The 25,583-nt window shown below is 64.1% G+C and carries 27 protein-coding genes; 2 read left to right on the top strand and 25 right to left on the bottom strand.

Translation table 11 applies throughout. From position 1 onward, the window contains the following. Positions 1-6 precede the first annotated feature (6 nt). The 23 genes from KTQ37_RS06385 to KTQ37_RS06275 all read right to left on the bottom strand — a co-directional run bounded on the left by KTQ37_RS06385 (position 7) and on the right by KTQ37_RS06275 (position 22,412). Complete coding sequence (locus tag KTQ37_RS06385) at positions 7-1,542, bottom strand: NADH-quinone oxidoreductase subunit M (protein WP_218629667.1); 1,536 nt, start codon at positions 1,540-1,542, stop codon at positions 7-9. Beyond that, positions 1,542-3,698, bottom strand: a complete 2,157-nt coding sequence (nuoL, locus tag KTQ37_RS06380; RefSeq protein ID WP_218629666.1) for an NADH-quinone oxidoreductase subunit L — start codon at positions 3,696-3,698, stop codon at positions 1,542-1,544. Before nuoL ends, KTQ37_RS06385 begins: the two co-directional genes overlap by 1 nt. Before the next feature lie 6 nt (positions 3,699-3,704). Beyond that, positions 3,705-4,010: an NADH-quinone oxidoreductase subunit NuoK gene (gene nuoK, locus KTQ37_RS06375; RefSeq protein WP_218629665.1), complete on the bottom strand. Its 306-nt coding sequence runs from the start codon at positions 4,008-4,010 to the stop codon at positions 3,705-3,707. A gap of 46 nt (positions 4,011-4,056) precedes the next feature. Beyond that, positions 4,057-4,665: an NADH-quinone oxidoreductase subunit J gene (locus tag KTQ37_RS06370; RefSeq protein ID WP_218629664.1), complete on the bottom strand. Its 609-nt coding sequence runs from the start codon at positions 4,663-4,665 to the stop codon at positions 4,057-4,059. Further along, positions 4,662-5,072 (bottom strand): carboxymuconolactone decarboxylase family protein, encoded by a 411-nt coding sequence (locus KTQ37_RS06365; protein ID WP_218629663.1) that lies wholly within the window; start codon positions 5,070-5,072, stop codon positions 4,662-4,664. The genes KTQ37_RS06370 and KTQ37_RS06365 overlap by 4 nt, the downstream gene beginning before the upstream one ends. Further along, positions 5,069-5,560, bottom strand: a complete 492-nt coding sequence (gene nuoI / locus KTQ37_RS06360; RefSeq protein ID WP_218629662.1) for an NADH-quinone oxidoreductase subunit NuoI — start codon at positions 5,558-5,560, stop codon at positions 5,069-5,071. The genes KTQ37_RS06365 and nuoI overlap by 4 nt, the downstream gene beginning before the upstream one ends. A 2-nt stretch (positions 5,561-5,562) precedes the next feature. Continuing rightward, positions 5,563-6,600 carry an NADH-quinone oxidoreductase subunit NuoH gene (gene nuoH, locus KTQ37_RS06355; RefSeq protein WP_218629661.1) on the bottom strand — a complete coding sequence of 346 codons (1,038 nt, stop codon included), beginning with the start codon at positions 6,598-6,600 and terminating at the stop codon, positions 5,563-5,565. 77 nt (positions 6,601-6,677) lie between these two features. Next, positions 6,678-8,693 (bottom strand): NADH-quinone oxidoreductase subunit NuoG, encoded by a 2,016-nt coding sequence (gene nuoG / locus KTQ37_RS06350; RefSeq protein WP_218629660.1) that lies wholly within the window; start codon positions 8,691-8,693, stop codon positions 6,678-6,680. A gap of 61 nt (positions 8,694-8,754) precedes the next feature. Next, positions 8,755-9,033: a hypothetical protein gene (locus tag KTQ37_RS06345; protein ID WP_218629659.1), complete on the bottom strand. Its 279-nt coding sequence runs from the start codon at positions 9,031-9,033 to the stop codon at positions 8,755-8,757. Between the two features lie 5 nt (positions 9,034-9,038). Then, positions 9,039-10,334 carry an NADH-quinone oxidoreductase subunit NuoF gene (gene nuoF / locus KTQ37_RS06340; protein WP_218629658.1) on the bottom strand — a complete coding sequence of 432 codons (1,296 nt, stop codon included), beginning with the start codon at positions 10,332-10,334 and terminating at the stop codon, positions 9,039-9,041. Positions 10,335-10,344: 10 nt separating this feature from the next. After that, complete coding sequence (locus KTQ37_RS06335) at positions 10,345-10,575, bottom strand: DUF5337 domain-containing protein (protein ID WP_218629657.1); 231 nt, start codon at positions 10,573-10,575, stop codon at positions 10,345-10,347. Positions 10,576-10,582: 7 nt separating this feature from the next. Beyond that, the gene (locus KTQ37_RS06330) at positions 10,583-11,728 is read right to left on the bottom strand and encodes an NADH-quinone oxidoreductase subunit E (protein ID WP_218629656.1); all 1,146 of its coding nucleotides are present in this window, start codon (positions 11,726-11,728) and stop codon (positions 10,583-10,585) included. Then, positions 11,728-12,969, bottom strand: coding sequence for an NADH-quinone oxidoreductase subunit D (locus KTQ37_RS06325; protein ID WP_218629655.1), 1,242 nt, complete (start codon positions 12,967-12,969; stop codon positions 11,728-11,730). The genes KTQ37_RS06330 and KTQ37_RS06325 overlap by 1 nt, the downstream gene beginning before the upstream one ends. A gap of 53 nt (positions 12,970-13,022) precedes the next feature. Further along, positions 13,023-13,622, bottom strand: a complete 600-nt coding sequence (locus KTQ37_RS06320) for an NADH-quinone oxidoreductase subunit C (RefSeq protein ID WP_218629654.1) — start codon at positions 13,620-13,622, stop codon at positions 13,023-13,025. 10 nt (positions 13,623-13,632) lie between these two features. Next, positions 13,633-14,166: a NuoB/complex I 20 kDa subunit family protein gene (locus KTQ37_RS06315; RefSeq protein WP_218629653.1), complete on the bottom strand. Its 534-nt coding sequence runs from the start codon at positions 14,164-14,166 to the stop codon at positions 13,633-13,635. Then, positions 14,157-14,522 (bottom strand): NADH-quinone oxidoreductase subunit A, encoded by a 366-nt coding sequence (locus KTQ37_RS06310; protein WP_218629652.1) that lies wholly within the window; start codon positions 14,520-14,522, stop codon positions 14,157-14,159. Before KTQ37_RS06310 ends, KTQ37_RS06315 begins: the two co-directional genes overlap by 10 nt. 269 nt (positions 14,523-14,791) lie before the next feature. Further along, a complete protein-coding gene (locus KTQ37_RS06305) occupies positions 14,792-15,574 on the bottom strand; it encodes a crotonase/enoyl-CoA hydratase family protein (protein ID WP_218629651.1) in 783 nt (260 codons plus the stop codon). Then, positions 15,567-16,430, bottom strand: a complete 864-nt coding sequence (locus KTQ37_RS06300) for a hydroxymethylglutaryl-CoA lyase (RefSeq protein ID WP_218629650.1) — start codon at positions 16,428-16,430, stop codon at positions 15,567-15,569. Before KTQ37_RS06300 ends, KTQ37_RS06305 begins: the two co-directional genes overlap by 8 nt. Next, positions 16,423-17,073, bottom strand: coding sequence for a glutathione S-transferase family protein (locus tag KTQ37_RS06295; protein ID WP_218629649.1), 651 nt, complete (start codon positions 17,071-17,073; stop codon positions 16,423-16,425). The genes KTQ37_RS06300 and KTQ37_RS06295 overlap by 8 nt, the downstream gene beginning before the upstream one ends. Beyond that, positions 17,070-18,995 (bottom strand): acetyl/propionyl/methylcrotonyl-CoA carboxylase subunit alpha, encoded by a 1,926-nt coding sequence (locus KTQ37_RS06290; protein ID WP_218629648.1) that lies wholly within the window; start codon positions 18,993-18,995, stop codon positions 17,070-17,072. Before KTQ37_RS06290 ends, KTQ37_RS06295 begins: the two co-directional genes overlap by 4 nt. A 129-nt stretch (positions 18,996-19,124) precedes the next feature. After that, positions 19,125-20,729 (bottom strand): carboxyl transferase domain-containing protein, encoded by a 1,605-nt coding sequence (locus KTQ37_RS06285; RefSeq protein WP_218629647.1) that lies wholly within the window; start codon positions 20,727-20,729, stop codon positions 19,125-19,127. A gap of 16 nt (positions 20,730-20,745) precedes the next feature. Continuing rightward, positions 20,746-21,252 carry a lysozyme inhibitor LprI family protein gene (locus KTQ37_RS06280; protein WP_218629646.1) on the bottom strand — a complete coding sequence of 169 codons (507 nt, stop codon included), beginning with the start codon at positions 21,250-21,252 and terminating at the stop codon, positions 20,746-20,748. Continuing rightward, positions 21,252-22,412, bottom strand: a complete 1,161-nt coding sequence (locus KTQ37_RS06275) for an acyl-CoA dehydrogenase family protein (protein WP_218629645.1) — start codon at positions 22,410-22,412, stop codon at positions 21,252-21,254. The genes KTQ37_RS06280 and KTQ37_RS06275 overlap by 1 nt, the downstream gene beginning before the upstream one ends. 133 nt (positions 22,413-22,545) lie before the next feature. Here KTQ37_RS06275 and KTQ37_RS06270 point away from each other — a divergent pair, with 133 nt between their 5' ends. Together KTQ37_RS06270 and KTQ37_RS06265 are read left to right on the top strand one after the other, a co-directional pair. After that, positions 22,546-23,004: a CreA family protein gene (locus KTQ37_RS06270; RefSeq protein WP_218629644.1), complete on the top strand. Its 459-nt coding sequence runs from the start codon at positions 22,546-22,548 to the stop codon at positions 23,002-23,004. Positions 23,005-23,061: 57 nt separating this feature from the next. After that, positions 23,062-23,667 (top strand): DNA-3-methyladenine glycosylase I, encoded by a 606-nt coding sequence (locus KTQ37_RS06265; protein WP_218629643.1) that lies wholly within the window; start codon positions 23,062-23,064, stop codon positions 23,665-23,667. Here KTQ37_RS06265 and KTQ37_RS06260 read toward each other — a convergent pair. Further along, a complete protein-coding gene (locus tag KTQ37_RS06260; RefSeq protein ID WP_218629642.1) occupies positions 23,664-24,881 on the bottom strand; it encodes a TCR/Tet family MFS transporter in 1,218 nt (405 codons plus the stop codon). The two genes, KTQ37_RS06265 and KTQ37_RS06260, sit on opposite strands and share 4 nt — an antisense overlap. Before the next feature lie 21 nt (positions 24,882-24,902). Then, positions 24,903-25,571 carry an HAD family hydrolase gene (locus tag KTQ37_RS06255; protein WP_218629641.1) on the bottom strand — a complete coding sequence of 223 codons (669 nt, stop codon included), beginning with the start codon at positions 25,569-25,571 and terminating at the stop codon, positions 24,903-24,905. Positions 25,572-25,583 lie beyond the last annotated feature (12 nt).

The following is a 25,583-nucleotide window of genomic DNA, read 5'->3' as shown; positions in this document are numbered from 1 at the left end:
TCTCCCTCAGTGCCCGGCCGCTGCCATTTGGTCGGCAGGCAGGCTGGCGTTGTAGTCTTGGACGAGCTGGCCGACGGACGGCCCGATGATATCAGTCACCAGACGCGGATAGACCCCCAGAAGGAGCGTCATCGCGACGAGCGGCGCAAAGATCCACTTCTCGCGCGCGGTCATGTCGGTGATGGTCTTGAGGCTTTCCTTGATCAGGTCACCCAGAACCACACGACGATAGAGCCACAGCGCATAGCCGGCCGACAGGATCACGCCCGAGGCGGCAACCGCCGTCACCCAGGTGTTGACCTTGAAGATCCCCATGAGCGTCAGGAATTCACCGATGAAGCCCGAGGTGCCGGGAAGCCCGACGTTGGCCATGGTGAAGAACATGAAGATCAGCGCATAGGCCGGCATCCGGTTCACGAGACCACCATAGGCGTCGATCTCGCGGGTGTGCATCCGGTCGTAGATCACGCCGACGCACAGAAACAGCGCGCCCGAGATGAAGCCGTGCGACAGCATCTGGAAGATGGCGCCGTCGATGCCCTGCTGGTTCACCGCGAAGATCCCCATGGTCACATAGCCCATGTGCGCAACCGATGAATAAGCGATCAGCTTCTTCATGTCCGACTGTGCCAGCGCCACGAGCGAGGTGTAGACGATCGCGATCGCCGACATCCACAGCACCAGCGGCCCCATCACATCCGAGCCCACCGGGAACATCGGTAGCGAGAAGCGAAGGAAGCCGTAGCCACCCATCTTCAGCAGGATCGCGGCCAGCACGACCGAGCCTGCCGTCGGCGCCTGAACGTGCGCGTCGGGCAACCAGGTGTGCACCGGCCACATCGGCATCTTCACCGCGAAGGAGGCGAAGAAGGCCAGGAACAGCAGCGTCTGCATACCGCCGATCACCGTGAAGCCCGCGACGTGCAGGGTTTCTGAGGCGAACTCATGCTTGAGCAGCGCAACCATATCGGTAGTGCCCGCGTCCATATACATGGCGATCATCGCCACCAGCATCAGCACCGAGCCGAGGAAGGTGTAGAGGAAGAACTTGAACGAGGCGTAGATGCGCTCTTTGCCACCCCAGATACCGATGATCAGGAACATCGGGATCAGGCCAGCTTCGAAGAACAGGTAGAACAGCACCAGATCCAGCGCGACGAACACGCCGATCATCAGCCCTTCGAGCACGAGGAAGGCAATCATATATTCCTTCACGCGCTTCTCGACGCCCCAGGCCGAGGCAATGGTCAGCGGCATGAGGAACGTGGTCAGCAGCACGAAGAGGATCGAGATCCCGTCGATGCCGAGCTTGTAGCGCAAGCCCATGATCCACTCACGGTCCTCGACGAACTGGAAGCCCGTATTCGACGGATCGAAACCCGAGAGCAGGAAGAGCGAGACAAGGAAGGTAACCGAGGTCGCGGTCAGTGCGAACCATTTCGCGTTGCGATCCGCAGCCTCGCCGCCCCCGCGCTGCACCAGCGCCAGGATAGCCGCCGCCACCAGGGGAATGAAAGTGATGATGGAAAGCAGGTTTTCCATTAGTTCGACCCCCCGGTCAGGACGACCCAGAACATGAGCACCACGATGCCGACGACCATGGCGAAAGCGTAGTGGAACAGGTAGCCGGACTGCACCCGGCCAGCGAGACGGGTCAGGCGCGGCACGATACCGAGCGCAACTCCGTTGATGGCCCCGTCGATCGTCGCGCCGTCACCCTTCTTCCACAGGAAGTTGCCAAGCCATTTGGCCGGGCGGATGAAGATCGCTTCATACAGCTCGTCGAAATACCACTTGTTCAGCAGGAACTGGTACAGCGCGGGCTGCGCCTTGGCGAGACGCTCGGGCAGAGCCGGGTTGACGATGTAGAACAGGTAGGACAGCGACAGACCGATCAGCATCGCGATGAAGGGCGACACCTTGACCCAGACGGGTGCGTGGTGCGCGTCGTCCATCACGGTGTTGTCGGGCGCCATGAAGATCGCGCCTTGCGGAGCAGCACCGGCAACAGCGTGGCCATCGGCCGCGGCATGCTCGGTCGCGGCAGGCGCCGCATGCTCATCCGCCGGGGCGGCGTGCTCGCCAGCCGGGGCCACATCCGACATCGCGGTTTCATGGTTCACGGCAGCGGCCTCGGCCGCATGATCACCTTCGACCGCCACTTCGTGCTGCGGCATGCCGAAGAACGCCAGCACCTTGTTGTGGTCGCCGAAGAAGCTGTTGTACCACACCATCCCCGAGAAGATCGCACCGATTGCCAGAACGCCGAGCGGAACCAGCATCACCACCGGGCTTTCATGCGCGTGGTCATGCGCATGATGATCGCCGCGCGCCTTGCCGAAGAAGGTCATGAAGATCAGGCGCCACGAGTAGAACGAAGTCATCGCGGCCGCGAACACGAGCAGCCAGAAGGCGTAGCCCGAACCCGAGGCATAGGCGCTCTCGATGATGGCGTCTTTCGACAGGAAGCCCGCGAAGCCGATCGAGGTGAGCGGGATGCCGACGCCGGTGATGGCGAAGGTGCCGATCATCATGATCCAGAAGGTGAACGGGATCTTCTTGCGCAGGTTGCCATAGTTCCGCATGTCCTGCTCGTGGTGCATCGCATGGATGACCGAGCCGGCGCCGAGGAACAGCATGGCCTTGAAGAAGGCGTGCGTCAGCAGGTGGAACATCGCCGCCGAGTAAACACCCGCACCGGCGGCCACGAACATGTAGCCAAGCTGCGAACAGGTCGAATAGGCGATGACGCGCTTGATGTCGTTCTGCACAAGGCCCACGGTCGCCGCGAAGAAGGCGGTCGTGGCGCCGATGAAGACGATGAACATCTTGGCCTGCGGCGCGTATTCGAAGAGCGGCGACATGCGCGACACCAGGAACACACCCGCGGTCACCATGGTTGCGGCGTGGATAAGGGCCGAAACGGGCGTCGGGCCTTCCATCGCGTCCGGCAGCCAGGTGTGCAGCAGAAGCTGCGCCGACTTACCCATGGCACCCACGAAGAGCAGGAAGGCCAGCAGGTTGGCGGCATTCCACTCGGTCCAGAGGAAATGCAGGTTGGTCTCGGCCAGGGTCGGCGCGGCGGCGAAGATATCGTCCATCGAGATCGAGCCGACCAGGTAGAACAGGCCGAAGATGCCGAGCGCAAAGCCGAAGTCGCCGACACGGTTGACGATGAAGGCTTTCATGGCCGCTGCGTTCGCCGAGGGCTTTTTGTAGTAGAAGCCGATCAGCAGATACGAGGCCAGACCCACGCCTTCCCAACCGAAGAACATCTGCACCAGGTTGTCCGAGGTCACCAGCATCAGCATCGCGAAGGTGAACAGCGACAGATAGGCGAAGAAGCGCGCCTTGTAATGCTCGTGATGGGTCCAGTTCTCGTCATGGGCCATGTAGCCCCACGAATACAGGTGCACCAGCGCCGAGACCGTGGTCACCACGATCAGCATGATCGCGGTCATCCGGTCGACACGGATCCCCCAGGAGGTGTTCAGCTCGGCGCCCGACTGGATCCAGTCGAGGATGTGGATGTGATGCGTCTGCCCGTCATGGCCGAGGAACACGACCCAGCTGAGCAGACACGACAGGAACAGCAGGCCGGTCGTAACCGCCATGGCGCCCTTTTCGGAGATCACGCGCCAGCCGAAGCCGCCGATGATCGCCCCGAGAAGGGGAGCAAAGAGGATGATCGTTTCCATTGTCCCTTACCCCTTCATCACGTTGACGTCTTCGACTTCGATCGTGCCGCGGTTCCGGAAGAACACGACAAGGATCGCAAGGCCGATCGCCGCTTCGGCGGCTGCCACGGTCAGGATGAACATCGTGAACACCTGGCCCGCCAGGTCGTTCAGATGCGCCGAGAAAGCCACCATGTTGATATTGACCGACAGCAGGATCAGTTCGATCGACATCAGGATGACGATGACGTTCTTGCGGTTCACGAAGATGCCGAAGATGCCGGTGACGAACAAAGCCGCCGCCACCCCTAGGTAATGTTCAAGTCCGATCATCGCTGTCCCTCCGGGTTTGCGCCCGTTTCATTCTTTCTAGCGTTCATCACAGCCCCTGCCCCGGTTTCACGTCCACCAACTCCAGCGCCTTGGCCGGGTCGCGGTGCATCTGGGCGATCACGTTCTGGCGTTTGACGTCCTTGCGGTGGCGCAGCGTCAGCAGGATGGCGCCGATCATCGCGACCAGCAGCACCAGACCCGCCGCCTGGAAGAGGTAGAGATACTTGTCATACATGACCATACCGAGCGCGACCGAGTTCTGGACGCCCTCTTCAATCGGGACCATACGCAGCGTCTCCGCCTTGTCCGAGGCGTGCCAGGCGCTGAAACCCGCGCCCAGTTGCAGCAGCATGACCACGCCGATCAGCAGGCCAAGCGGCATGGTGCGCGCAAGCTCGCCCTTCAGCTCGGCGAAATCGACATCGAGCATCATGACAACGAAGAGGAAGAGCACCGCGACCGCGCCGACATAGACGATGATCAGCAGCATGGCCACGAACTCGGCCCCCAGCAGGACGAACAGCCCCGCCGCCGACAGGAAGGTCAGGATCAGCCAGAGCACCGAGTGGACCGGGTTCTTCGACACGACCACCATGAAGCCCGCGACCACCGCCACGACGGCGAAGAGGTAGAAGGCGAATGCAAACACCGTCATGTGTTTTCCCCCGATTTTTCGTCAAAGACCGAGCGCGCAATCTCCAGCGCCTTGGTCATGGCGGGCACGCCGCCGAACATGCTCATCTGGAAGATCACCTCGGCGATCTCCCGTTGCGTCGCGCCAGCCTCAAGCGCGTGACGGATCGTCAGGCGCAGCTGCGGCTCGGCCTGCGCGCCCAGAACGGTCAGCGCCGCAACTGTCACCAGAAGCCGCGTACGCGCATCAAGCCCATCACGATTGAAGGTTTTTCCGAACCACATCTCCATCATGTCCTTCGACATGGTGGGGAAGAGTTTTTCAAACGCGGTCGGGTTGAAGCTCTCCAAACCCGGGTTGAACAGGCGCGCCATCTCGGCACCCTGCTCCATCATCGTGGTGAAAAGCTTCTGAAATTCCTCGTTCATCTGTAGGGCGCATCCAGCTCGAGGTTACGGGCAATCTCCGCTTCCCAACGCGCGCCGTTCTCCAGGAGTTTCTCCTTGGTGTAGAACAGCTCTTCGCGGGTCTCGGTGGCGAATTCGAAGTTCGGACCCTCGACGATGGCATCGACCGGGCAGGCTTCCTGGCAGAAGCCGCAGTAGATGCACTTGGTCATGTCGATGTCGTAACGCGTGGTCCGGCGCGAGCCGTCCTCGCGCGGTTCGGCGTCGATGGTGATCGCCTGAGCCGGGCAAATCGCCTCGCACAGTTTGCAGGCGATGCAGCGCTCTTCGCCGTTGGGATAACGGCGCAGGGCGTGCTCACCGCGGAAGCGGGGCGACAGCGGACCCTTTTCATGCGGGTAGTTCAGCGTGGGCTTGGGCGCGAAGAAATAGCGCATCCCCAGGGCGAAGCCCTTGATGAAGTCCACCAGCAGGAAATACTTGGCGGCGCGTGCGTAGTCGAAAGCCATTCTCAGCCCCCCATCGTCCAGCGGGCCCAAAAGCCGCCGAGCACTTCGAATTTCGCAAGGAACGCCACGATCACGACCCAGGCCAGCGACAGCGGCAGGAACACTTTCCAGCCAATCCGCATGAGCTGGTCATAGCGGTAGCGCGGCACGATCGCCTTCACCATGGCGAACATGAAGAACATGACCCACATCTTGCCGACCATCCACAGCACGCCATCCGGGATGCCGGGGATCGGGCTCAGCCAGCCGCCGAAGAACAGGATCGACATCAGCGCGCACATCAGGAAGATCGCGATGTATTCGCCGGCCATGAACAGCAGGTAGGGGGTCGAGGAATATTCGACCATGAAACCCGCGACGAGTTCCGATTCCGCTTCCGGAAGATCGAAGGGCGGACGGTTCGTTTCGGCCAGCGCCGAGATGAAGAACAGCGCCACCATCGGCAGGTGCGGCAGCCAGTACCAGTTGAACAGGCCGACCGAGCCGCGCTGCGCCTCGACGATGGCCGAGAGGTTCATCGAGCCGGTCGAGATGATCACACCGATGATGATCAGGCCGAGGCTGACCTCATACGAGATCATCTGCGCGGCGGAGCGCAGCGAACCGAGGAACGGGTATTTCGAGTTCGACGCCCAACCGCCCATGATCACGCCGTAAACCTCAAGCGAGGAGACCGCGAAGACGAAGAGGATGGCGACGTTGATGTCAGCCAGCACCCAACCCTCGTTGAAGGGCACCACCGCCCAGGCAACGATCGCGAGCACGAGGCTCAGCATCGGCGCGAGGAAGAAGACGAACTTGTCGGCGCCCGCGGGGACGACGATTTCCTTCACCACGTATTTCAGCGCGTCGGCCACCGATTGCAGCAGGCCGAATGCGCCCACGACGTTCGGACCTTTCCGCATCTGGACAGCCGCCCAGATTTTACGGTCGCCATAGACCAGGAACAGCAGGGAGAGCATCACGAATGCGATGATCCCCAGACCCTGCACTGCGATCAGGAGCGCCGTGCCCAGTGGTGTTGCCAGAAACTCAGCCATTTTGTCCCTCAGACCGCCTTATTTCATTTCGTCGGTATTCTTGTCCCCCACCCGAGCGGGCAAGGGTAGTTATTCACTTATTCCGCCGCGACGGGCGCTTTGCCCGTAACCCGCGCCTTGGCGGCAGCCGACAGCTCGGCCATCAGCACCGAGGCGCGCGCGATCGGGTTGGTCAGGTAGAAATCACGGATCGCGTGACGGAAGCTCGCGCGGCCCATGTCGCGCAGAGCAACCGGCGTCCACTCGTTCGCAACCACTTGATCGACCTGCGCCAGATGCGGCACGGCCTTGATCATCTCGCGGCGCAGGCTCGCAAGGCTGTCCCACGGCTGGGTCGCGCCAAGCTCGGCCGACAGCGCGCGCAGGATCGCCCAGTTTTCCTTGGCCTCGCCGGGGGCAAAGCCCGCGCGGAACGCCAGCTGCGGACGGCCCTCGGTGTTCACGAAGAGACCGTTTTCCTCGGTGTAGGCTGCGGCCGGAAGGATCACATCGGCGCGCGAAGCACCGCGGTCACCATGGCTGCCCTGGTAGATCACGAACGGACCCGGAGCCACTTCGACCTCGTCCGAACCCATGTTGTAGACGACCTGAACACCCTCGACCGCGGCGAGCAAACCGCCCTCGGTCACGGCACCCACGTCCATCGCGCCCACACGGCCCGCGGCGGTATGCAGCACCAGCATCTTGCCGCCCATCTTCCCGGCCAGCGCCTGAGCATGTGCGATAACGGCTTCGCCATCGGCCTCGTTCACGGCGCCCTGCCCCACGATGACCAGCGCGCCCTCGACCGGAGCGGCATCGGCAACCAGTGCCGCCAGCGCCGCGCGGTCTTCACCGAGCTTGTCGTAATCGTAGGTCAGATCCGCATCCAGACCGATCAGCGACACGCGGGCGCCGTTCAGCCAGGCCTTGCGGATGCGCGCGTTCAGCACCGGAGCCTCGACGCGCGGGTTGGTGCCGATCAGGACGATCTGCTTGGCCGCATCAATATCCGCGATCGCGGCATTGCCGACGTAGCCCGAGCGGTTGCCCGCCGGAAGACGTGCGCCATCGGTGCGGCATTCCACGTTGCCACCCAGACCTTCGACCAGTTGCTTGAGCGCGAAGGCGGCTTCGGTCGAGGCCAGATCGCCGACCAGACCCAGAACCTTCTTGCCCTTCATCGCCTCGGCGGCCTTGTGCAGCGCCTCGGCCCAAGTCGCTTTGCGCAGCTTGCCGAATTCACGCACATAGGGCGTGTCGAGACGCTGGCGGCGCAGGCCGTCCCAGATGAAACGGGTCTTGTCCGAGATCCACTCTTCGTTCACGCCATCATGGTTGCGCGGAACGATGCGCTTCACTTCGCGGCCCTTGGTGTCGACGCGGATGTTCGAGCCAAGCGCGTCCATCACGTCGATCGACTCGGTCTTGGTCAGTTCCCACGGACGGGCGGTGAAGGCGTAGGGTTTCGAGGTCAGCGCGCCGACCGGGCACAGGTCGATGATGTTGCCCTGCAGGTTGCTGTCGAGCGTCATGTTCAGATACGAGGTGATCTCGCTGTCCTCGCCGCGACCGGTCTGACCCATCTGGGTGATGCCCGCCACTTCCGAGGTGAAGCGCACGCAGCGGGTGCAGCTGATGCAGCGAGTCATGCAGGTCGAAACCAGCGGCCCGAGGTTCAGGTCTTCGGACGCGCGCTTGGTCTCGCGGTAGCGCGAGAAATCGACGCCGTAGGCCACGGCCTGGTCCTGAAGGTCGCATTCGCCGCCCTGGTCGCAGATCGGGCAGTCGAGCGGGTGGTTGATGAGCAGGAACTCCATCACCCCTTCGCGGGCCTTCTTGACCATGGGCGAGTTGGTCTTGATCACCGAGGGCTCGCCGTTCGGGCCTGGACGCAGGTCCTTGACTTGCATCGCGCATGAGGCCGCCGGCTTGGGCGGGCCGCCAACCACTTCGACCAGACACATCCGGCAGTTGCCAGCGATCGAGAGACGCTCGTGATAGCAGAAGCGGGGCACTTCGATCCCGGCCTGCTCACAGGCCTGGATGATCGTCAGGTTCGGATCAACCTCGACCTCGTGGCCGTCGATGATGATGTTGCGAAGATTCGACATGCTCTGATCCGTCAGTTGGCTCGGGCGGGGGTAAGGCCCACGCGGTGTTGCAGTTGGAGGTTCATGCGCAACCTCTCAGGAAAACCCAGGCGCCACCCTGGAAATTGTCATCCGGCCCCGAGGCGACGCCTGCGCCCCGGCAGTAATCGTTTGCGGCCCGTTTGGCCTCGGCGCCATCGGCGTAGCCGAAAGCGTTCGGAACCCGCGTCACCACCAGCGTGCCTTCGATCTCCGTGAACCGGTAGGTCGTGGGCGCAGGCCCGAACCCCACCGATTCAGTCCCCGAGGCACAGGCGGCGAGCGCCAGCGTGCCGAGGGTCATGGAGAGTGCACGCCGCATCCGTTTCACTCCGCCGCCATCGCGCCCATGCGGCCGGTCTTCTTGGCCTTGATGCGATCCTCGATCTCTTCGCGGTAATGGCGGATAAGGCCCTGGATCGGCCAGGCCGCCGCATCGCCAAGCGCGCAGATCGTGTGGCCCTCGACCTGTTTGGTCACCGACAGAAGCATGTCGATTTCCTCAACCTCGGCCTCGCCGCGCACCAGACGGTCCATCACGCGCATCATCCAGCCGGTGCCTTCACGGCAGGGCGTGCACTGGCCGCAGCTCTCGTGCTTGAAGAACTTCGACAGGCGCCAGATCGCCTTGATGATGTCGGTGTTCTGATCCATCACGATCATGCAGGCGGTGCCGAAGGACGACTGGAGCGAGCGCATCCCGTCGTAGTCCATGATCGCGTCTTCACACAAATGCGCCGGAATGACGGGGCACGAGGCGCCGCCCGGAATGACCGCCTTGAGGTTCTTCCAGCCGCCGCGAACGCCGCCGCCATGCTTCTCGATCAGTTCCTTCATCGAAATCGACATCGATTCCTCGATGACGCAGGGGGTGTTCACATGGCCCGACATCGCGAAGAGCTTGACGCCCGCGTTGTTCGGACGGCCGAAGCCCGCGAACCACTCGGCGCCGCGGCGCAGGATGGTGGGGACGACCGCGATCGATTCCACGTTGTTCACCGTGGTCGGGCAGCCGTAGAGGCCCGAGCCGGCCGGGAACGGCGGCTTCATCCGCGGCATCCCCTTCTTGCCCTCAAGGCTCTCGATCAGCGCGGTTTCCTCACCGCAGATATAGGCGCCAGCGCCGTGCGACAGGTAAACGTCGAAGTCATAGCCCGACTTGCAGGCATTGAGACCAATCAGACCCGCTTCGTAGCATTCGTCGATGGCGGCCTGGAGGGCCTCCTTCTCGCGTACATATTCGCCGCGGATGTAGATATAGGCCGCGCGCGCACCCATGGCGAAACCGGCGATCAGCGCACCTTCGATCAGCGTGTGCGGATCGTGGCGCATAATCTCGCGGTCTTTACAGGTCGCGGGCTCGGATTCGTCGGCGTTGATCACCAGATAGGCCGGGCGGCCATCCGATTGCTTGGGCATGAACGACCATTTCAGACCGGTCGGGAAGCCCGCGCCACCACGGCCACGCAGACCCGAGGCCTTCATCTGGTCGACGATCCAGTCACGGCCATTGGCCAGAATGTTCGCCGTGCCATCCCAGTGGCCGCGCATCATCGCGCCCTTGAGGGAGCGGTCGTGCATCCCGTAGAGGTTGGTAAAGATCCGGTCCTGATCTTTCAGCATGTTCTGTCCCTCAGTTACGCGGGCTGCCGGAGCGCCGGCGCCAGATACGCCAGACCTGTGCCAGCGCGAATAGATAGGCGGCGATCGCCGCGAAATCGGCAAGGAAGGCAAAGCGCGGCGGCAGTCCTGCCGCCTTGCCAAACCACTGGACAGCCAGCCACAGGACAGTCGCAACAGCGATCACGAGGGCGGCGAGCCGTCCCTCGGTCGTGTCGAGCGCCCTGTTGGTTGCCTGCGCCATTCCCGCCTCAGTAATCGTTGGTCTTTGCGCGCTCGAGGAAGGCTTCAAGCCCCTCGCTCACGATGATCTTGGCCTGCGCCACCCATTTGTCGCGCGAGCAACGGCCCTTGAAGCGCGGCACGTTGTTGTCGGCGTAGGCGACTTCGTCGGCGCCCCAGGCGGCGATCTGGTCGTAATGGAAGATGCCCCATTCGTTCAAACGCTCTTCCAGCACCGGACCGATGCCTTCGATCTTCTTCAGATCGTCGGCCTTGCCGTCGCGCGGAGCGGCCAGACCCTCGGGCTTCTTGCCCTCGGCCTCAGCGGCAACCGGCTCGGCGGCCTGCGGTGCCTCGGCAGTGTTGCTGGCGGCCTTGGGGGCCGGAGCAGCCTTGGCAGCGGCCTGTTGCACAGCCGACATCGGGCGCTGGCCCGCACCCATGATGCCGATGGCCGGATACTGGCCCGACATCTGCCACGGCGCGCGCAGCGCAACCTCGGAGCCGTCGATCTTCTTGACCACGTCGCCCACGGTAACTGCGGGATCGACCGAGCCGTTATATTTCTCCATCTCGCCCGCCGAAGCGCTCAGCGAGGTCAGACCGGTCGCCGGTTCGGACGAGAAGCGGCCGGTTTGCGAACCCGGACGCGGCTGGCCACCGGCTGCCATGTCGTCGATCAGCTTCGCAAGGCTCTCTTCCGAGAGATCCTCGTAGTAGTCCTTGCCGATCTGCGCCATCGGCGCGTTGGCGCAGGCGCCGAGGCACTCGACCTCTTCCCACGAGAACTTGCCGTCAGCCGACAGGCCGAAGGGCTGCGGAGAGATCTTCTCCTTGCAGACCTTGATCAGGTCTTCCGACCCGCAGATCATGCACGAGGTGGTGCCACAGATCTGGATGTGGGCCACCGAGCCGACCGGAGCCAGCTGGAACATGAAGTAGAAGGTCGCCACTTCCAGCGCGCGGATATAGGGCATCCCGAGCATGTCGGCGACATATTCGATCGCCGGGCGCGACAGCCAGCCTTCCTGTTCCTGCGCGCGGAACAGCAGCGGAATGATCGCCGAGGCCTGACGGCCGACCGGGAACTTGGTCATCTGGGCCTGGGCCCAGGCGAGGTTCGCCGGGGTGAACTCGAAGCTTTCGGGTTGTGCGTGATGAAGGCGGCGCAGCATTAGCGGTCAATCTCCCCGAACACGATATCCATCGTGCCGATGATGGCCGAAACGTCGGCCAGTTGGTGTCCCTTGCAGACCGCATCCATCGAATGCAGATGCGGGTAGCCCGGGGCGCGGATCTTCGCGCGGTAAGGTTTGTTGGTGCCGTCCGACACGAGGTAGACGCCGAATTCGCCCTTGGGGGCCTCGACAGCCGCATAAACCTCGCCGGCGGGAACCTTGAAGCCCTCGGTATAGAGCTTGAAGTGGTGGATCAGCGCTTCCATCGAGCGCTTCATCTCGCCACGCTTGGGCGGGGTCATCTTGCCACGCGCCAGAACGTCGCCCTGCCCTTCGGGCGCGCGCAGTTTGGCGATTGCCTGATGGACAATCTTGGTCGATTCACGCATCTCCGCCATGCGGACGAGGTAACGGTCGTAGCAGTCGCCGTTCTTGCCGATGCAGACCTTGAAGTCGAATTCGTCGTAGCACTCGTAGGGCTGCGCGCGACGCAGGTCCCAGGCAAGGCCCGAACCGCGCACCATGACGCCCGAGTAGCCCCATTTCTGGATCTCTTCCTCGGTGATGATGCAGATGTCGGCGTTGCGCTGCTTGAAGATCCGGTTCTCGGTCAGCAGGCCCTCGATATCATCGAGAACGCGCGGGAATTCGTTGGCCCAGATCTCGATATCGTCGATCAGCTCGGGCGGCAGATCCTGGTGAACACCACCGGGACGGAAGTAGTTGGCGTGCAGGCGCGCACCGCAGGCGCGCTCGTAGAACACCATCAGCTTCTCACGCTCTTCGAAACCCCACAGCGGCGGGGTCAGCGCGCCCACGTCCATAGCCTGCGTGGTGACGTTCAGCAGGTGGTTCAGGATACGGCCGATTTCCGAATAGAGCACGCGGATCAGTTGCGCGCGTCTGGGAACCTCGGTGCCCGTCAGCTTCTCGATCGCCAGACACCAGGCATGTTCCTGGTTCATCGGCGCCACGTAGTCGAGACGGTCGAAATACGGAAGGTTCTGCAGGTAGGTGCGGCTTTCCATCAGCTTCTCGGTACCGCGGTGCAGCAGCCCGATATGCGGATCGGCACGCTCGACGATCTCGCCGTCAAGCTCAAGCACCATGCGCAGCACGCCGTGTGCCGCCGGGTGCTGCGGCCCGAAGTTGATGTTGAAGTTGCGGATGCGCTGTTCGCCCGTCAGGAAATCCGTCGAGCCGTCATCGTAGGTATTTTGCCGGATGTCGCCGTCCATAGTCTTTACCTTTGCTTGCCGATGGCCTGGGGCCCGAGAGCCCCCGGCGAGGCTCAGCCCTGCTTCTCGTCGCCGGGCAGAATGTAGTTGGCGCCCTCCCAGGGGCTGAGGAAGTCGAACTGACGGTATTCCTGGGTCAGCTTGACCGGCTCATAGACCACGCGCTTCTGCACTTCATCATAGCGCAGTTCGACATAGCCCGTGGTCGGGAAGTCCTTGCGCAGCGGATGCCCGCGGAAGCCGTAGTCGGTCAGGATGCGGCGCAGGTCCGGATGGCCCGAGAACAGGATGCCGAACATGTCGAAGATCTCGCGCTCGAACCAGTTGGCAACCGGGAAAGCGTCGGTGATCGAGGGGCACATCTCGTCTTCGCGCAGGGCGGCCTTCACGCGGATGCGCTGGTTGCGCCACATCGACAGGAAGTGCCAGACCACGTCGAAACGCGCGGGGCGCGAGGGCCAGTCAACGGCGGTGATGTCCACCAGCGTGGTGAAACGGCAGTTCGGATCGTCGCGCAGGAACTCGAGGAACGAGACGATATTGCCGGCGGTGACCGTCACGGTCAGTTCGCCGAAAGCGATCTCGGTCGAGACCACGTCGTCCGCGCGCTTGAGTTCGATATGGGCGGCCAGTTCTTGCAGTGCTTCGCTCATCGTCCCCTCCTCAGCGCACCAGCGTCCCGGTGCGGCGGATCTTCCGCTGCAACTGGAGGATGCCATACATCAGCGCCTCGGCCGAAGGCGGGCAGCCCGGAACGTAGATGTCGACCGGAACGATCCGGTCACAGCCACGCACCACCGAATAGCTGTAGTGGTAATAACCGCCACCGTTGGCGCAGGACCCCATCGAGATCACGTAGCGCGGCTCGGGCATCTGGTCATAGACCTTGCGCAGAGCGGGGGCCATCTTGTTGGTCAGCGTGCCCGCGACGATCATCACGTCCGACTGACGCGGGCTTGCGCGCGGGGCGAAGCCGTAGCGCTCCACGTCGTAGCGCGGCATTGCGGTGTGCATCATCTCGACGGCGCAGCAAGCCAGTCCGAAGGTCATCCAGTGCAGCGAACCGATGCGCGCCCAGTTGATCAGATCCTCGGCGGTCGTGAGGATGAAGCCCTTGTCCTGCAGGTCGCGGTTGAGCGCCTGTGCCGCGCCTTCCATATCGGCGGCAGCGGTATTCGCTCCGGTCATCACGCCCATTCCAGCGCCCCTTTCTTCCATTCATAGGCAAAGCCCACGGTCAGCACCGCCAGGAACACCATCATCGACCAGAAGGCGACCATGCTCAGACCACCGAAGGCGACTGCCCAGGGGAACAGGAACGCCACTTCGAGGTCGAAGATGATGAACAGGATCGAGACGAGGTAGAAGCGGACGTCGAACTTCATCCGCGCATCGTCGAAGGCGTTAAAGCCACATTCGTAGGCCGACACTTTTTCCGGGTCGGGGTTGCGCACCGCAAGCACGGCAGCAGCGAGGATCAGCACCAGACCGAGTCCGGTGGCCATCGCAAGAAAAATGAGAATGGGAAGATATTCACGCAGCATATCGTGCACTGGTTGGCTCCCTCGTGACGCGACGCAATGTCGCGCAGGTTCCGGCTAGGCCGACCTTTAGCCCTGCGCCCGCTCCGGGTCAACCGAGAGGTGCCTAAATGCGGAGCGAAAAGTTCAATTTGTATACCGATGCACACAAATGGGCGGGGACAAGGCCCCGCCCACTGTCATGTTTCGCGCTAACGGTGGCGCTCGATTCAAGTCTGCGCCCCGACGTCCTTGATCAAAGTCAACAAAATCCGCCAGACCGGGGAAATTACTTTACCGCCTCAGGCAATCCAGCCCGGCTTGCGCTTGTCGAAGAAGGCGGTGATTCCCTCCATCGCCTCGGGGCTTTCCCACCGCGCCACAAGCGCCGCGATGGTGGCGTCCTGCACTTCGGGACCGGTGTCGGGGCCGAGCATCCGTATCAGCGCCTTGGCGTCAGCCACGGCACCCGGCGCGCAGCTCAGATAGGGGACGACCTCGGCCTCGATCGCGGCATCGAGGGCGTCCGGTGCCACAACCTTGGCCAGCAGGTTCAGCTCCCGCGCCTCGGCCGCCTCAAAGAGGCGCGCCGACATGAAGACCCGCCGCGCCTTGGCCGCGCCCATGCGCGCCACGACATAGGGCGAGATGGTCGCGGGCGTCAGCCCCAGCCGTGTCTCAGTCAGGCCGAAGCGCGCGCCCTCGACCCCAACGGCGACGTCGCAGACCGACATCATGCCGATTCCGCCGCCAAAGGCATTGCCATGCACCCGGCCAATCAGCGGCTTCGGGCAGCGATCCAGCGCCGAAAGCATCCCCGCCAGCTTGCGCGCCCCGGCGGCGCGCTCCTCGGGGGTGGCCGCGATCTGGGCCTGCATCCACTTCAGATCCCCGCCGGCGCAGAAGCTTGCACCTTCGGCAGCCACCACGACCACGCGCACCGAAGGGTCATTACCCAGATCGGTGATCGCGGCGGTGATCTCATCCATCATCTGCGCGCTCAGCGCGTTGTGCTTGTCGGCGCGGGCCAGCCACAGGTGGGCCACACCGCGCGAGTCGGTCTCGATCCGGATCGTCTCAGCCATCCTGGCCTCCCTTCATCGACCGCGCCAGCGTGGCGGCCTCTTGCAGCACCGCCATATTCAGCCCGGTGTCATAGCCCAATTCGGCCAGCCGCGCGGCGACCTTTTCGGTCGCCACATTGCCCGCGGCACCCGGCGCATAGGGGCAACCGCCAAGGCCGCCCACGGCGGCGTCAAAGACTCGCAAGCCAAGCGCCAGGCTCGCCTCGATATTCTCGAGTGCGCGCCCTGCGGTGTCATGGTAGTGGCCGGCCAGACGTTCAGGCGGCAACTCGTTCAGCACCGCCTCCAGCATGGCGCTGATCGTCTCGGGGCGCCCCTGCCCGATCGTGTCGCCCAGGCTGACTTCATAGCAGCCTAGATCGCGCAGTGCGGCCACCACCCGCGCAACGGCCTCCGGTGCGATCGCCCCGTCATAAGGGCAGTCTGTCACCACCGAGACATAGCCGCGCACCGGCATATTATCGACCTTTGCAGCCTCGATAACGGGCGCGAAGCGTTCAAGACTTTCAGTTATCGAACAATTGAGATTGGCGCGCGAAAACCCTTCCGAGGCTGATGCGAAGATCGCCACCTCATCGGCGCGGGCCGCGCGGGCGGCCTCGTAACCCTTCAGGTTCGGTGTGAGCGCGGCATAGCGCACGCCCGGCGCGCGACTGATCCCGGCCAGCACATCGCCGCTGTCGGCCATCTGCGGCACCCATTTCGGGCTGACGAAGGAGGCAACCTCGATCCGCCGGAACCCGGCCTTGCTGAGCCAGTCCACCAGCGCGATCTTCTGCGCCGTGGGGATCATGCGCTTTTCGTTCTGCAGCCCGTCGCGGGGCGCCATCTCAAAGATTTCAACGGTCTCAGGCATTGGGCAACTCGTAGAAGTCCTGGGTGTAGATCGCGCTGGAGCCGCTCTTAGCGGCGGCACGCTGATAGGCCGGACGCGCCATGGCGCGCGCGCAATAGGCGGCAAGCGCCGGGTAGGCATCGGGCCGCACGAAACGGAACATCGCCTCGACGTTGAAACCCATCATGCAGTCTGCGGCCGAGAAATCGCTCAGCAACCACTCGCGCCCCTGCAAATAGCCTTCCAGCGCGCGAACAGTGACCTCAAGCCGCTTGGTGTCGAGCTTGGTCAGCGCGGCCGACCGGGCGCTTTCGGGCCGCAGGAAGATATGATGAATATTGAGGTTCTGCAGGATGCTGGCCTGTGTTTCCGCAAAACTGACCCATTCAAGGAACTGTGCGCGCTCGGCCTCTCCCGGCTTGGGTGCAAGCCGCCCGCGCGTCTCGGTCAGGTATTGCACGATTGCACCCGACTCGAAGACCACCTGCCCGTCCACCTCAAGCGCGGGGATGCGCCCGGCCGGGCTGAGAGCCCGAAACTCGGGGCTGCGCAGGCTGCCGTCGGTCAGCGACCACAGCCGCAGTTCGGCCGCTTCGCCCAGTTCCTCAAGCAGCCAAAGCACCCGGAACGAGCGCGAGCCGGGAACGTGGTGCAGCCGGATCATGCGGCCTCCTCTTCCTCGGCCAGACGGATCAATGCCGCTCCGGCCTCGACCTGCGAACCTTCCGATACGAGCACCTCAGCCACGGTGCCCGCGCGTGCGGCCAGCATGGTATGCTCCATCTTCATCGCCTCAAGGATGGCCAGTCTGTCGCCTTCCGCCACCTGCTGCCCAGGCCGAACGAAAACCGCCTTCACCAACCCCGGCATCGGCGCCAGTGTCAGATCCGAGGTCGGCCCCTGCGAAGCGCGGGCCAGCGGATCGGGGCGCGCAAAGCGATGCGCACCGTGCAGGAAGACGGTGATTTCGTCCCCGCCCAGATGGAACCGCGCGCCCGTCTTCGCCCCATCGACCCACCAGCCATCGGTGCGCAACTCGCAGATATGCTCGGCGCCCTCGATCTCGACCGCCACACGGCCCGAGCCTTCGACCCGCAGATAGGCCGGGGGATCAAAGGCGATCGACCGCCGCAACGCCCCCCAAAGCGCAAAACCCGTCCCCTGCCCCGTTTCGAGCCCCGCCGCCGCCAGCGCCGCCAGCGCCCGCGCCGCCAGAGGCGCCTCGGCCTCATGCACCAGCGCATCGAGATCGCGCCCGATCAGGCCGGTATCGACATCGCCCGCTGCAAAGCCGCGATGCCGCGCAAGCGCACCCAGGAAGGCGAGGTTCGTCGTGGTTCCCGCAACCTCGGTCTGCTCAAGCGCGCGGGCAAGGCTTGCCAGCGCCACGGCGCGCGTCGGGCCATGCACCACGACCTTGGCAATCATCGGATCATACCAAGGGCTGATGGTGTCGCCCGGTCGCACCCCGGTTTCGATCCGTGCACCGGTCGCGAAGCGCAGATGGGCCAGAGTGCCCGTCGCCGGCAAGAAGCCCGCAGGGACGTCCTCGGCATAAAGCCGCGCCTCGAAGGCATGACCGCGGATCGCCAGATCCTCCTGCCGCGCAGGCAAAGCCTCGCCCGCTGCCACACGCAATTGCCACTCGACCAGATCGACGCCGGTGATCGCCTCGGTCACCGGATGCTCGACCTGAAGGCGGGTGTTCATTTCCATAAACCAGAAGCGGTCAGGGCGCAGCCCTTCCGAGGCATCCACGATGAATTCGATCGTGCCCGCGCCCTTGTAATTGATCGCCTCGGCCGCGCGGACGGCCGCCTGCCCCATCGCCTGCCGCATTTCCGCGGTCATGCCGGGGGCCGGGGCTTCCTCGATCACTTTCTGGTGGCGTCGTTGGAGCGAGCAGTCGCGCTCGAACAGGTGCACCGCATGGGTGCCATCGCCAAAGACCTGCACTTCGATATGGCGGGGCTTTTCGACGTATTTCTCGATCAGTACGGCGGGGTTGCCAAAAGCGGTTTGGGCCTCACCCTGCGCCGAGGCAAGCGCCGCCGCAAAATCCTGCGCCCGGTCTACCTTGCGCATCCCCTTGCCGCCACCACCGGCAACGGCCTTGATCAGCACAGGATAGCCCACGGCCTCGGCCGCACCGGCCAGATGCTCGGGGTCCTGATTTTCGCCGTGATAGCCGGGCACAACGGGAACGCCAGCCTCGGTCATCAGCGCCTTCGCCGCATCCTTCAGACCCATCGCGCGGATCGCGCGACCCGAAGGACCGATGAACACAAGGCCCGCGGCCTCAACGGCATCCACGAACTCCGGGTTCTCGGACAGAAAGCCGTAGCCTGGGTGAATGGCCTCGGCTCCCGTCGCAAGCGCCGCGGCGATAATCGCGTCGCCGCGGAGATAGCTGTCCTTCGGCGCCGGGCCACCGATCAGGACTGCCTCATCGGCCATGGCGACATGGCGCGCGCCCAGATCGGCGTCAGAATAGACCGCCACCGTCGCCACTCCCATGCGGCGTGCGGAGTCGATCACACGGCAGGCGATTTCGCCACGGTTGGCGATCAGGATCTTGCGGAACATGGGCTCCTCCCTGTGTCCAATGTCAGAGGGGGCGCTGCCCCCGCTCCTGCGGAGCCCCCCGAGGTATTTTCGCCAAGAAGAAGCTATGCGTTCTTCTTGGTCCAAATACCTCCGCCGGAGGCAAGAAGTTTACATACGGAACACGCCGAAGCGTGTCGGTTCGATCGGCGCGCAGAGACTTGCCGACAGCGAAAGCGCCAGCACCTGCCGCGAGTGGCGCGGGTCGATCACGCCATCATCCCAAAGCCGCGCTGATGCGTAGAGCGGATGGCTCTGGCGCTCGAACATCTCGATTGTCGGGCGCTTGAACTCCGCCTCTTCCGCAGCGGACCAGTTGCCGCCCTTGCGCTCGATCCCCTCGCGGCGCACGGTCGCCAGAACGCCCGCTGCCTGCTCGCCGCCCATCACAGAGATGCGCGAGTTGGGCCAGGTCCAGAGGAAGCGCGGCGAATAGGCGCGACCCGCCATGCCGTAGTTGCCAGCCCCAAACGAGCCGCCGACCAGCATGGTGATCTTGGGCACCGAGGTTGTCGCGACTGCAGTCACCATCTTGGCGCCGTGGCGTGCGATACCTTCGTTCTCGTACTTTCTGCCCACCATGAAACCGGTGATGTTTTGCAAGAACACCAACGGGATAGAGCGCTGCGAGCAAAGCTCGATGAAATGCGCGGCCTTTTGCGCGGCCTCGGAGAAGAGCACGCCGTTGTTGGCGACGATCCCGACGGGGCAGCCCATGACATGTGCAAAGCCCGTTACGATCGTCTCACCGAAGCGCGGCTTGAACTCATCGAAGCGCGAGCCATCGACGAGGCGGGCGATCACCTCGCGGATATCATAAGGGGTACGCAGATCGGCGGGAACGACGCCGAGGATTTCCTCGGGGTCATAGGCCGGGTCTTCGGGCGATTGCCACTGCACCGACGCAGGCTTCGCGCGGTTAAGATGGCTGACCGCGCGGCGGGCAAGCGCGAGCGCGTGGGCGTCATCCTCGGCCAGGTAATCGGCGACGCCGGAGAGGCGGGTGTGCACATCGCCACCGCCAAGATCCTCTGCGGTGACGACCTCACCCGTGGCGGCCTTCACCAGCGGCGGACCGGCAAGGAAGATCGTCCCCTGCTCTTTTACGATGATCGTCACATCCGACATCGCGGGCACATAGGCGCCGCCAGCGGTACATGATCCCATCACAACGGCGATCTGGGGAATGCCCTTGGCGCTCATCCGCGCCTGGTTGAAGAAGATGCGGCCGAAGTGATCGCGGTCGGGGAAGACCTCATCCTGGTTAGGCAGGTTCGCACCGCCCGAGTCCACCAGATAGATGCAGGGAAGCGCACATTCCTCGGCGATCTCCTGGGCGCGCAGGTGCTTTTTCACCGTCATCGGGTAATAGGTGCCGCCCTTCACGGTGGCGTCGTTGGCGACGACCATCACCTCTTGCCCGTGCACACGGCCGATCCCGGCGATCACGCCCGCACAGGGTGCCGCGCCGTCATACATGCCATGCGCTGCCGTCGCGCCGACCTCAAGGAAGGGCGATCCGGGGTCGAGCAGACCTGCCACGCGCTCGCGCGGGGCCATCTTGCCACGGGCCACGTGGCGCGCGGAGGCCTCGGGGCCGCCACCGGCCACGGCGCGATCAGCTGCCTCGCGCACGGTCGCCAGCATAGCCAGATGCGCCTCGCGATTCTGCCGTGCCGCATCCGAGCCGGAGACAAAGGATGATACGAGTTTCATGTGTGATCTCCGTCCCTTACCGAGCCTTGTCTTCAAGTCGTGCCATCAGTTCCAGCGCCTGAAGGGCAGTCATGCGCATGGTGCAGGCCGATCCTGCCGGCCCCGCCCCAGAGCCCCCGCCCCATTGCGTCATCTCATATTCGCAAGCTGCGTCGCGGAAGGCGATCCAGGCGCGCTGCATCTGCTGAAGCGCGGGTGCCATCGGCGCCGCGGCACTTCCGATTTCCGCCATCTCGGCATCCGCCGCCGTCTCGGCCGCCATCAGCTCCTGATAGGCAGCGTTCAGCCGGGCATCCCAGTCGGCGCGTTCGGCGCCAAAGCAGAAGCCCATGCCCGCGTTCGTGCTGCCCCCATCGCTGGTGAGCATGCAATGAGCCGCGCCGACACCGATGCACTCTTTGCGCGCCTCGGTCGATTTCGCGCCCAAGCAGGCCTCGATCACCGATGCGTCATAGTCCACCGGCAGTGCGCCCTGCGCCAGAACCGGCGCAGGTAGCAACAGCGCGAGGGCCAGCGCGCGCATCACGCGCCCGCCAGCAGTTCGCGACCGATCAGCATCCGGCGGATCTCCGAGGTGCCCGCGCCGATCTCCATCAGCTTGGCGTCACGGAAGAGGCGCGAGACCACGCTGTCTTGCAGGAAGCCCGCACCGCCAAGCGCCTGAACCGCCTGATGCGCCTGCACCATCGCCTGTTCCGAGGCATAGAGCACCGTTGCGGCCGCATCCTGACGCGTCACCGCGCCGCGATCGCAGGCCTTGGCAACCTCGTAGGTATAGGCGCGGGCCGTGTTCATAGCGACATACATGTCGGCGATCTTGGCCTGCATCAGCTGGAAATTCCCGATCGGCTGGCCGAACTGCTGACGCTCCTGCGAGTAGGGCACAACCTCGTCGAGGCAGGCCGCCATGATACCGGTGCCGATCCCCGAGAGCACCACGCGCTCGTAGTCCAGACCCGACATCAGGACGCGCACGCCCTTGCCTTCGGCGCCCAGCACGTTCTCCTCGGGCACTTCGCAATTGTCGAAGAACAGCTGCGCCGTGTTCGAGCCGCGCATACCGAGCTTGTCGAAATGCTGGCTGGTCGAGAAGCCCTTGAACGATTTCTCGATGATGAAGGCCGTGATACCCCGCGAGCCCGCCTCCGGGTCGGTCTTGGCATAGACGACCAGCGTATCGGCGTCGGGGCCGTTGGTGATCCAGTATTTATGGCCGTTCAGGACGTAATAGCCGTCCTTCTTCTCGGCGCGCAGCTTCATGCCCACCACGTCCGAACCCGCACCGGATTCCGACATGGCCAGCGCACCGACCTTTGCCCCCGACACGAGATCGGGCAGATACTTGGCTTTCTGCGCCGCACTGCCGTTCAGCTTGAGCTGGTTGACACAGAGGTTGGAATGCGCCCCGTAGCTGAGCGAGATCGAGGCCGAAGCCCGCGCAATCTCTTCGGTGGCGATCACATGCGCCAGATAGCCCATGCCCGAGCCGCCGTATTCTTCGGCAACGGTGACGCCAAGCAGACCCAGCTCGCCCATCTCCGCCCACAGCTCATGCGGAAAGATGTTGTCGCGATCCACCTGCGCCGCGATCGGCTTGACCCGCTCCTGCGCCCAGGCGTGCACCATATCGCGCAGCGCATTCACATCCTCGCCCAGATCGAACGTCATAGAACCCGCGAACATAACTTTCCTCCCCGTTATTGAACGCTCGTTCATTTATTGCGCCGATGTCCGATTCGCGTCAAGCCCTGTTCGCAAAACTCTTGCATGAACGGCGGCGATACCCATGTTGATCGACAGATTACAGGAGGCATTCATGCGCAGAATTATGACCGCAGCCCTGATCGCCGCACCGCTTCTGTCAGCCGCCGCGGGCGCCGAGCAGGTTGGCGAGGTCGGCGTCGATTGGGTCGGAAACGACATCCTTATCGAGGCGATCGAAGACCCCAAGGTGCAGGGCGTTACCTGCCATATTGCATATTTCGACCGCTCGTTTTTTGATCGGATCACGCAGGGTAACTGGTTCGAAGACCCCTCGAACGCCTCCATCGCCTGCCGCCAGACGGGACCGATCAAGATCGGCGATATCGACCGTGGCCCAGGTGGCGAGAAGGTCTTTTCCGAAAGCCGCTCGCTGATCTTCAAGTCGCTCAAGGTCACCCGGATCTTCGACGAGGCGCACCAGACCCTGATCTATCTGACCCATGCGACCGAACTCACCGAGGGCTCGGCCAAAATGTCGATCTCGACCGTGCCGCTATATGGTTCCGAGTAAGATCGGGGGCTGACCGCCCGCCCTTCCCCGTGCATCATGGACCAAAGGGAGGTGCACATGAGCAAGACCATCGAGGGCCCGGACGGGCGCCCGCGCTGCGCTTGGTGCGCGGCGGCGCCGGAGTTTTTCGACTATCACGACCAGGAATGGGGCTTTCCGGTGGGTGACGACATCCGCCTGTTCGAGAAGCTTTGCCTGGAAAGTTTCCAGTCGGGGCTGAGTTGGCGAACCATTCTGGCCAAGCGCGAGGGATTTCGCGCGGCCTTCGCGGGGTTCGACTTTCACAAGGTCGCGGCCTTCGGCCCCGAGGATGTCGAGCGCCTGCTGGCCGATGCCTCCATCGTGCGCCATCGCGGCAAGATCGAGGCCGTGATCAACAACGCCGCCCGCGCCTGCGAGATGGTCGCGGCCGAGGGCTCGCTGGCCGCCTTCATCTGGCGCTATGAACCCCGCCCCGAGGATCTGGCAACGCCGCAAAGCGCCTCGACTTCGGCCGCCTCGGTCGCGCTATCGAAGGAGTTGAGGAAACGCGGCTGGAAATTCGTTGGGCCGACCACGGTCTATGCCTTCATGCAGGCGATGGGGCTGATCAACGACCATGCCGAGGGCTGCGCGCTGCGCCCCGAGGCCGAAGCCGCTCGCGCACGTTTCCCCCGCCCCTAGCCGCGTGCGCGCCGAAACTGCGGCCAGAACATCGCCAGCGCCACAAGCAGCGTCACGGCGGCGACAAAATAGGCCATGTCGGGGCTGCGGAAGGGCGCCGCATCCGACAGGAAGTAGCCGAAGACCTGGGTGAAAAACAGCGTGCCCAGAAGCATCGCAAGGTTCATCGCCGCCGAGATCCCACCTTGCAGCGCGCCCTGCTCGTCCTCGGGCACGGCGCGCGACATCAGCGCGGCCAGCATCGGGTTCACGAAACCCTCGGGGCCGTGGAAGACCAAAAGCGCCACGACCGCGATGATACCATTGGCAAAGCCATAGCCCGCGCAGGCCAGAACCGCGATGATCAGACCGACCATCGCCACCCGCCACTCGCCCCAGAGCCGCACGGCGGGGCCGGTCAGCACGCCTTGGAACACCGCCCAGACGATACCGAAGGCCGCCAGCGAGATGCCCACCATCGCCTCGGACCAGCCGAACTTGGCGATCCCCCAGAACGACCAGATCGCCGGATAGACAGCCGAGCCGAAGAAGTAGACCGCCAACACCGCGCCAAGCGGCAGAACGCCCTTGTGACGGGCAAACACCGCCAGCACGCCTAGCGGGTTCGCCTCGCGCCAGCGGAAGGCGCGGCGTTTTTCGGGCGGCAGGGTTTCGGGCAGGACGAAATAGCCATAGACGAGGTTCGCGAACGAAATCGCCGCCGCCACCCAGAAGGGCACGCGCGGGCCAAGCTCGCCCAACAGCCCGCCGATGGCAGGCCCAAGAACGAAGCCCATGCCGAAGGCGGCTCCGAGCATCCCGAAGGCCTTGGCGCGCGCCTCGGGCGCGGTCACATCGGCCAGGAAGGCGTTGGCGATGACGTAAGACGACCCGCAGGCCCCCGCCACGATCCGCCCCACGAAAAGCCACAGCACCGAGGGCGCGAGCGCGTGAAAGATGTAATCCACCCCAAGCCCCGCGATCGCCAGAAGCAGCAAGGGCCGCCGCCCGAACCGGTCCGACAGCGCTCCGGCCAGCGGCGAAAAGACGAACTGCGCGAGGCTGAAGGCCGCGAACATGCCGCCCCCGATGCGCGAGGCTTCGGCCAGATCCATATCACCTACGGTCTCGATCAGCTTGGGCAGCACGGGCAGGATCAGCCCAAGTCCGACCATGTCGAGAAAGACGAGAAGCAGGACGAAGCTCACCGCGTGGCGGCCGGGGGCTTTGGTCATCGGGAAAACCGCGGGGTTAAATCAGTCGGGCAGAAAACGTCCCGCCAACTCGGGAAGATCACCGTAATGCTCCAACAGGGCCTCGGGCGCAAGGCGCTCGATCCCCCGCCCCTCGGGGCCGAAGGTTACCAGCGCACAGGGCACACCGGCGGCGCGCGCCGTCTCTCGGTCAGTCACCGTGTCGCCGATCAGGATCGAGCGCGCGGCATCGCCCCCTACCCCCGCCACGGCGGCCCGGTAGGGCGCGGGGTCGGGCTTGCGCACCGGAAGCGTGTCGGCCCCGATCAGCGCGCCGAACAGCCCGGCCACGCCCAGTTGGGCGACCAGATCACGCGCCAAATACTCGGGCTTATTGGTGCAGATGGCGGTCGCGTAGCCCTGCCCGCGCAGCGCCTCGACCGCCTCGGCGGCACCGGGGTAAAGCCGTGTCTCGACACAGATATGCGCGGCGTAATGGTCAAGCAGCGGGCGGTAATCGGCCTCGATCAGGTCCTCTGCCCGCGCCTCGTTGAGCCGCGCGTAGCCCGCGCGCAGCATCGCGCGCCCGCCGTGAAAGGCGATCAGCGCATCGCCGACCGGGTCCAGAGGGCGCCCCAGACCACGCGCCTCGAAGCAGGCGTTCGCCGCGGCGATCAGGTCGGCCGAGGTATCGGCCAGCGTGCCGTCGAGATCAAACACCACCGTGCGCATGGAATCCCCCTG

The sequence above is a fragment of the Sedimentimonas flavescens genome (assembly GCF_019264375.1).
Lineage (GTDB): Bacteria > Pseudomonadota > Alphaproteobacteria > Rhodobacterales > Rhodobacteraceae > Rhodobacter > Rhodobacter flavescens.
Note: the sequence above shows the minus strand (reverse complement) of the source record. Positions and strands in the feature narration are given on the sequence as shown.

Excerpts from the sequence above, each read along its gene's own strand:
- nuoK (WP_218629665.1), bottom strand. The coding sequence starts at position 4,010 with ATGATCGGACTTGAACATTACCTAGGGGTGGCGGCGGCTTTGTTCGTC.
- KTQ37_RS06330 (WP_218629656.1), bottom strand. The coding sequence starts at position 11,728 with ATGCTGCGCCGCCTTCATCACGCACAACCCGAAAGCTTCGAGTTCACC.
- KTQ37_RS06275 (WP_218629645.1), bottom strand. The coding sequence starts at position 22,412 with ATGTTCGCGGGTTCTATGACGTTCGATCTGGGCGAGGATGTGAATGCG.
- KTQ37_RS06295 (WP_218629649.1), bottom strand. The coding sequence starts at position 17,073 with ATGATCCGGCTGCACCACGTTCCCGGCTCGCGCTCGTTCCGGGTGCTT.
- KTQ37_RS06300 (WP_218629650.1), bottom strand. The coding sequence starts at position 16,430 with ATGCCTGAGACCGTTGAAATCTTTGAGATGGCGCCCCGCGACGGGCTG.
- KTQ37_RS06270 (WP_218629644.1), top strand. The coding sequence starts at position 22,546 with ATGCGCAGAATTATGACCGCAGCCCTGATCGCCGCACCGCTTCTGTCA.
- KTQ37_RS06365 (WP_218629663.1), bottom strand. The coding sequence starts at position 5,072 with ATGAACGAGGAATTTCAGAAGCTTTTCACCACGATGATGGAGCAGGGT.
- KTQ37_RS06345 (WP_218629659.1), bottom strand. The coding sequence starts at position 9,033 with ATGCGGCGTGCACTCTCCATGACCCTCGGCACGCTGGCGCTCGCCGCC.
- KTQ37_RS06370 (WP_218629664.1), bottom strand. The coding sequence starts at position 4,665 with ATGACGGTGTTTGCATTCGCCTTCTACCTCTTCGCCGTCGTGGCGGTG.
- KTQ37_RS06335 (WP_218629657.1), bottom strand. The coding sequence starts at position 10,575 with ATGGCGCAGGCAACCAACAGGGCGCTCGACACGACCGAGGGACGGCTC.
- KTQ37_RS06260 (WP_218629642.1), bottom strand. The coding sequence starts at position 24,881 with ATGACCAAAGCCCCCGGCCGCCACGCGGTGAGCTTCGTCCTGCTTCTC.
- nuoF (WP_218629658.1), bottom strand. The coding sequence starts at position 10,334 with ATGCTGAAAGATCAGGACCGGATCTTTACCAACCTCTACGGGATGCAC.
- nuoL (WP_218629666.1), bottom strand. The coding sequence starts at position 3,698 with ATGGAAACGATCATCCTCTTTGCTCCCCTTCTCGGGGCGATCATCGGC.
- KTQ37_RS06305 (WP_218629651.1), bottom strand. The coding sequence starts at position 15,574 with ATGGCTGAGACGATCCGGATCGAGACCGACTCGCGCGGTGTGGCCCAC.
- KTQ37_RS06265 (WP_218629643.1), top strand. The coding sequence starts at position 23,062 with ATGAGCAAGACCATCGAGGGCCCGGACGGGCGCCCGCGCTGCGCTTGG.
- KTQ37_RS06315 (WP_218629653.1), bottom strand. The coding sequence starts at position 14,166 with ATGGGCGTGATGACCGGAGCGAATACCGCTGCCGCCGATATGGAAGGC.
- KTQ37_RS06290 (WP_218629648.1), bottom strand. The coding sequence starts at position 18,995 with ATGTTCCGCAAGATCCTGATCGCCAACCGTGGCGAAATCGCCTGCCGT.
- KTQ37_RS06255 (WP_218629641.1), bottom strand. The coding sequence starts at position 25,571 with ATGCGCACGGTGGTGTTTGATCTCGACGGCACGCTGGCCGATACCTCG.
- KTQ37_RS06320 (WP_218629654.1), bottom strand. The coding sequence starts at position 13,622 with ATGAGCGAAGCACTGCAAGAACTGGCCGCCCATATCGAACTCAAGCGC.
- KTQ37_RS06285 (WP_218629647.1), bottom strand. The coding sequence starts at position 20,729 with ATGAAACTCGTATCATCCTTTGTCTCCGGCTCGGATGCGGCACGGCAG.
- KTQ37_RS06325 (WP_218629655.1), bottom strand. The coding sequence starts at position 12,969 with ATGGACGGCGACATCCGGCAAAATACCTACGATGACGGCTCGACGGAT.
- nuoG (WP_218629660.1), bottom strand. The coding sequence starts at position 8,693 with ATGTCGAATCTTCGCAACATCATCATCGACGGCCACGAGGTCGAGGTT.
- KTQ37_RS06385 (WP_218629667.1), bottom strand. The coding sequence starts at position 1,542 with ATGGAAAACCTGCTTTCCATCATCACTTTCATTCCCCTGGTGGCGGCG.
- nuoI (WP_218629662.1), bottom strand. The coding sequence starts at position 5,560 with ATGGCTTTCGACTACGCACGCGCCGCCAAGTATTTCCTGCTGGTGGAC.
- nuoH (WP_218629661.1), bottom strand. The coding sequence starts at position 6,600 with ATGGCTGAGTTTCTGGCAACACCACTGGGCACGGCGCTCCTGATCGCA.
- KTQ37_RS06280 (WP_218629646.1), bottom strand. The coding sequence starts at position 21,252 with ATGCGCGCGCTGGCCCTCGCGCTGTTGCTACCTGCGCCGGTTCTGGCG.